This window comes from Moorena sp. SIO3H5, from assembly GCF_010692395.1.
Lineage (GTDB): Bacteria > Cyanobacteriota > Cyanobacteriia > Cyanobacteriales > Coleofasciculaceae > Moorena.
Genome location: NZ_JAAHHS010000573.1, coordinates 1 through 3,799, shown reverse-complemented (window position 1 = coordinate 3,799; position 3,799 = coordinate 1). Strand labels below are relative to the sequence as shown.

The following is a 3,799-nucleotide window of genomic DNA, read 5'->3' as shown; positions in this document are numbered from 1 at the left end:
CGCTGCTGCATTGTGATCTTTGTCCAAAAACTGTAGCGCTTCAGTAGTGGAGTTGGTCGCTACCAGTTGCACTGATGGCAGAAAATGCTCTAACCACCCCTGACACTGAGCCAGAGCTTGAGGATGGGAATAAACAATTTTAATGTCTGCCATGGTTGATGCCCGTGACATCAGACAATGTCTGATTGGCAAAACCAGAGCCTGTTGGATTTGTAGCTGATCTAGTTGCCAAAGCCGATCTAGTGTCATGGTGACACTGCCTTCAATGGAATTCTCTACAGGTACCACTGCTAGATCAGCTTGTTGGTTAGCTACTGACTGTAAGGTTTGGGCAATGCTGGGATAAGGACACAATAGGCATTGCTGACCCTGTTGTTTCTGGAGTCGCTCAGCATAAGCTGTGGCAGCGCCTTCTGTATAAGTTCCTGGTGGTCCGAGATAGGCAATAGAAAGTGACATAATAGACAATACAATTTGATTTGTGAACAAAATCGTTTAGGGAAGGGCAAGAGGCATGCTAGCAAGAGGCAAGAGTTAATAAAGTAGATAAGGATTTTTAGTCAGGTCAAAAACTGTAATCCTTGTATTGATTCAGTCGCTATGATATTTTTTTTGTGTGATCATAAATTAGCATTGGGTTTCATGATATAGTTAGGAATATTATCTAGATTATGGTGGGTTAATTGTCATAAAACAATCAATGATAATCTAAAATTATATAATCTTTTTAGGTGCTTTGTATTGATCAAAAATTTAACTGTAAACTTTTGAAAAAAATAGCCCTAAGTTAGTCAGTATATAGTCAGTATATCAGTTATTATTAGATGGGGTATTTTTAGGCTTGTTTGGAAATCGAGGAACCGATAAACAACAAGTGCAAATAGTCTATTTTAAGAGTAAAGCTGGGTATCTTAACTTTGCCCTAGTTAACGTTTATTTCTTTCATGATGGCATCGGTTTTTCAAAATTTCCAACCCCTAGCTGCGATCGCTACCACTCCTACTGGGGCTCAAATCCTGCAACCCCTCTGTCAAACGACTGGTGCAACCCTTTGGGTACCGAATTCTCTGAGCACCCTAGAACAGGTTGCTGTCTACAACGGTTCCCTCAAAGACCACATTGCCTCCCTCTGGCCAAACCACCGTGCTTTGGTGTTTTGTTTGGCAGCGGGGGCAGTGGTGCGCTTAATTGCTCCTTTGTTAACGGATAAATCCAGTGATCCAGCAGTTGTGGTAGTTGATCAAGGGGGAGGTTTTGTAATTAGTTTGTGTAGTGGTCATCAAGGGGGGGCAGATCAACTGACACGGTTAATTGCTGCCCAACTGGACTCAACGCCTATTTTAACGGGAGCAGCAGCGGATAATGGTCTACCTGGAGTTGATGTCTTAGGTATTCCCTTTGGCTGGTATCGGGGAGAAGGGGATTGGACTAGAGTAAGTGCTGTGGTTGCCCGTGGAGAAATAGTACAGGTAATTCAAGAGGCTGGTTCCACTCTTTGGCAAGCTCATCTTAGAGATGGACATCCTTTCTATTTCGGATTTCCAGAGGATAGCGCTACAACTGAATCCGAGTCTATCTCACCTAAAGCCAGGATTTGGATTAGTCCCACCCACCAGCAATTTGCTTCAGGATCGGATTTACCAAACGTCCAGTGGTATCCACGGGTACTGTGGCTGGGAATTGGCTGTGAGCGAGGCACATCCAAGCAGTTGATTGAAATGGCGATTCGGCAGACCTGTCAGCGTTATGGTTTATCAGAAAATGCGATCGCAGGAATTGCGACTATTGACCTGAAAGCCGATGAAGTCGGTATAGTCCAATTGTGCCAAGAGCGCCATTGGCCCTTACACACTTTCCCAGCTGAGGTACTCCGTTCCGTAACTGTACCCAACCCATCGGATGTGGTGGCGGCAGAAGTTGGTACTGCCAGCGTTGCCGAAGCAGCAGCTCTGTATAGCGCTCAAGAGTTGAACGTTAGCAAGTTGTTCGGGAACGTTGGCCAAAAGGCCACGCTTTCCGAACAACCCTTATTAGTTCCCAAACAAATAGTCAAATCAGCGAATCAAGTAGGAGCAGTAACTGTAGCGATCGCTCAATCCCCAGTAGAATACACTGGACGTATTGGGAAACTGTTGCTAGTGGGTATCGGTCCGGGGAATCTTGACCAAATAACTCCAGCAGCTAAAACAGCTATATCCAGTGCTGATGCTGTGATTGGTTACTCCCTCTATATCAATTTAATTGCAAGCTTGCGACGTCCAGGACAAATTATCGAAGCATTACCGATTACCCAAGAAACCCAACGAGCAAAACGTGCCATTGAACTAGCTGAGTGGGGATTAACGGTAGCAGTGGTTTCTTCTGGTGACTGCGGTATCTATGGTATGGCAGGGTTAGTGCTAGAAGAATTGCGCTCTAGGGGCTGGGATGGTAAGACACCCCAGGTGCAAGTATTTCCTGGTATTACAGCGTTACAAGCTGCTGCCTCTCGTGTGGGAGCACCCCTGATGCATGATTTTTGTGCCATTAGTTTGAGTGACCTATTGACCCCTTGGCCAGTAATCGAAAAGCGTCTAGAAGCCTCAGCCGCAGCAGATTTTGTGACTGCGTTGTACAATCCGCGATCGCGTAATCGTACTGAGCAGATTGCGATCGCACAACGGATTTTTCTCAAGCATCGTAAGCCTGATACCCCTGTAGCCATTGTGGTTTCCGCCTATCGAGAGGATGAAAAAATCACTCTCACAACGCTTGACAAAATGCTAGAAATACCCATTGATATGCTGACTATGGTGCTGATTGGTAATCAAACCACTGATGTTCATCAGGATTGGATGATTACACCACGGGGATATCGGGTTTAAGGTTGTTTGTCAGAATGCAGAATGCGCGAATGCGCGAATTTAGGGCGTTGCTTAATAATGGAATGATTTTCAGAGTTTTGTGGAAAGCGCACCTGTGGAACGGGCATCTTGCCTGTTTCATTTTCGGGCGTGCAGGATGCCCACCCTACTTATATTCAATCAGAGAAACAACGAAACAACTCAAACACCTGACGACAGAAATGTTTTAGCTTTTCCCCCACTTCAGCTGATGGCTGACAATTACCGATAATTTGCCAACGTTCCACTGTGGACAGTCGCCAAGCTTCTCCTTGATGGTTAAAGGCGGCCGCTTCCAAACCAATCAACCGATGAGATTGATCCAAGTGGTCTTTATGAAACCGAATCTGTAACAAAATACTTCGACTTTGGAAGCGTCTACTCCAGCCAGGGAAGTGAAAGCCAATGTCAATGGAGTTAGGATCCACGAGTTCTCGGGTTTCCGGGTCATTGGTCCAAGGCTTGAGGTCAGCCTTGGCATCAGGGAATTCAGACTTAAACAAATTGACAACAGCCGCAATTTTGGTGGTGACTTCTAAGCCGATTGCTTGTTCAGCTGCGTTCACGCCTCATCTCCTATGGTTAACTGCTAGTAACGTAATTTGTATCTTTTTATTACAACCTAAGATAAATCTACCCAATTATTTATAAAAATTTATACTTTTAGTGTGAAATTCAGTAATTTGATCAAAAGAAGAACCAAGTGTTCCAGGGTAAGCGCAAGAAAAATGAACTTATAATATGCTAGGGGAACCGATGTCAGAATAAAGGTTTCCAATGGTTCTTGGCTTCGATTTCTCCGCGTTACTCAACTCCAACAAGTCGGCAATCCTTGCCACTGCTGCCTGCTACTGATTCTCAACAAGTTCAGCAGGCACTGATTGATCGGCGAGGGAAAAAAGTGAGATCGGAAGAAT

General features: G+C 44.8%; 3 protein-coding genes. 1 reads left to right on the top strand and 2 read right to left on the bottom strand.

Translation table 11 applies throughout. The annotated features are described in order from the left end of the window. Positions 1-459, bottom strand: a 459-nt coding sequence (locus tag F6K52_RS33755; protein WP_293089146.1) for a prephenate dehydratase domain-containing protein, incomplete at its 3' end; no start/stop codon positions are given. A 485-nt stretch (positions 460-944) separates the two neighbouring features. Here F6K52_RS33755 and cobJ point away from each other — a divergent pair. Continuing rightward, positions 945-2,864 (top strand): precorrin-3B C(17)-methyltransferase, encoded by a 1,920-nt coding sequence (gene cobJ / locus F6K52_RS33750; protein ID WP_364421046.1) that lies wholly within the window; start codon positions 945-947, stop codon positions 2,862-2,864. Positions 2,865-3,019: 155 nt separating this feature from the next. Here the strand turns inward: cobJ and F6K52_RS33745 are convergent, their stop codons facing one another. After that, positions 3,020-3,448, bottom strand: a complete 429-nt coding sequence (locus F6K52_RS33745; protein ID WP_293089144.1) for a hypothetical protein — start codon at positions 3,446-3,448, stop codon at positions 3,020-3,022. Between the last annotated feature and the right edge of the window lie 351 nt (positions 3,449-3,799).

Excerpts from the sequence above, each read along its gene's own strand:
- cobJ (WP_364421046.1), top strand. The coding sequence starts at position 945 with ATGATGGCATCGGTTTTTCAAAATTTCCAACCCCTAGCTGCGATCGCT.